This is a genomic window from Lysinibacillus sp. fls2-241-R2A-57, assembly GCF_030209535.1.
In the GTDB taxonomy this organism is placed as follows: Bacteria; Bacillota; Bacilli; order Bacillales_A; family Planococcaceae; genus Lysinibacillus.
Genome location: NZ_JARVRU010000212.1, coordinates 1 through 2055, shown reverse-complemented (window position 1 = coordinate 2055; position 2055 = coordinate 1). Strand labels below are relative to the sequence as shown.

The 2055-nt window shown below is 32.3% G+C and carries 2 protein-coding genes; one reads left to right on the top strand and one right to left on the bottom strand.

The genetic code is table 11. From position 1 onward, the window contains the following. Positions 1-187: MFS transporter (locus QRN68_RS25530; RefSeq protein ID WP_285400160.1), on the bottom strand; the 187-nt coding region annotated here is incomplete at its 3' end. Between the two features lie 346 nt (positions 188-533). On the opposite strand from QRN68_RS25530, the gene QRN68_RS25525 reads away from it, so the two are divergent. Beyond that, entirely contained in the window at positions 534-1229 is a 696-nt protein-coding gene (locus QRN68_RS25525) for a VC0807 family protein (protein ID WP_481817488.1), read from the top strand. The last annotated feature ends 826 nt before the right edge of the window (positions 1230-2055 follow it).

Genomic DNA, 2055 nt, shown 5'->3' with positions numbered 1-2055 from the left:
TATAAATAATTGTCCCTAAACCTGTAAGAGTAGCACCAATAATTAGAAAAAAATTTGGTCCAAATCGATCAGCTAAAATCCCCATCGGAATTTGCAAACTTGTGTAGACAAAAAATTGTATACTCGTCAATAACCCAATCGTTGATGCTGTTACATTAAAATCTTGCATCAATTGGTCTGTAATCAGTCCTGGGGCGGTTCATTGACTCGCCATTAACAAATAAGTAAATAATACAGAAACAAATACAACCCATCTATATCTGCTATTTTGTTTGTCCAATGATTTCTACCCCTATTAGCTTTTATTCGAATTACAGGTAACGTTAAAAACTTGTTTTTTAAAGTTTTATGATTCGAATTTGGTTGAAAATACTATTTGTAAATGTAGTATACTAAAATAAAACGTCTGATTATTCAGTTATCAAAATTTAGTTAAAGAAAAATGATTTAACTTGTTCAACTATTAGGCAAATCCATGTAGTTTAAACCTCTACAAGGATAAAGGTGCACGCTGAATAGAGCTGGAGGGGAATATGGTGAAAAGACAACGTTCAAACAAAATATTAATTTTATTCGAGTTGATTTTTTATGCAGTATTACCTTATGTTTTATGGAATTTTGGTAGAGAGCCTTTAGGTGATTATACAGCAATGCTGATTTCAACCATTCCTGGGATTGGTTATGCCATTTACCGCTTTATTTTAGATAAGCAATTTAACATTACGGGCTTATTAATTTTAAGCTCACTAGCACTAGGTACGACGGTTGATTTGCTATCAGGCTCAGTAGAACAAATGATTTGGAACGGTGTATATCTAAGTCTCTTTTATACATTTCTTTATATTGTTACGCTATTGATTAAGCGTCCTCTTTCTTTATATTTTGCTGTTGATTTTGCATATTTGCAAGGTTATGCACGAATGGACAGCAGAGCATTATTTTTTCAAAAAGGAATCTTTAAATGGTTTCAATTTATACAAGTTATTTTCATCATCAGAGGACTTTTTATGGCAGGATTAACAGTATACCTACTCCAAAAATACGGAATTGATGGTTATGGTGGCATGCTGATATATAAGCAGCTCGCAGGGTGGGCTTTCTCAATTTTCATTATAGGCATGTTCTTTTATATAAATGTCCCAATACGAAACTTTTTTGCTAAGCAACAAAATCAATTACAAGACAACAATAATCTAGCTCTCCAACAATCAAACGCAACTGTTGAATAAGCTTCATTTACTTCTCCTTACAGGGGGATTTAGTTTAATAAGAATAGGGCTTGTGTTTATAACTTACACAAGTCCTTTTGTTATGCTCAATTCCTCCCGTAGCTCCATTCAGGCTTTGACCAACCATTAGATAATCTTTGCAATTTGTTCTTCCTCTGCTTAACTATCAACCCTTATAGGTGTTATAGGCTTTTTGATCATAAAAAATCCTCCATTTCAACTGTATTGGAAGATAGTTGTCTGTCTATATCAATACGTAATTTAAAGGTACAAAAAAGGGATTCTACACTAATGATCGCTTTTGACATTAACAAAGTTCATTCCTCCAGAAATATTATTTTATATTGAGGAATTATTTCCAAATTACTAGAAAGAGTATACATAGAAAAATAAATACTTCACTAACCGTGTAGTTTACTTTAACAACATCCAATAAATTCATTGGATATATATGTTAAAATATAAAATATAAAGGGAATCACGAAATAATATTATTGGAACGCCGTATGCGATGAAAGTCGCACGTACGGTGTGAACAGGTGAAAAAGCTGGCGATAACTTCAAAAGCTTACCTTCTGTATGAATAAGAAGGTATTTTTTAAAGACTATCGAAATATTAAAGACGTAATGATTTAACGTTGTTTATCTAAAAATAAACGTTCCTAATTTAGTTATCATAAGGAGTGCTTAAATTGACTGTACATAGTAAATTCCCTAATTTAGAAACTGACAGATTGATTTTGCGGAATGTGGGAAATGAGGATATTGACTGTAAGCCCGTAATCAAATAACGCATATAAATAACTAGGCACCTCCGGTACGATAA

Coding starts and splice junctions, on each gene's coding strand:
- QRN68_RS25525 (WP_481817488.1), top strand. CDS start 534: ATGGTGAAAAGACAACGTTCAAACAAAATATTAATTTTATTCGAGTTG.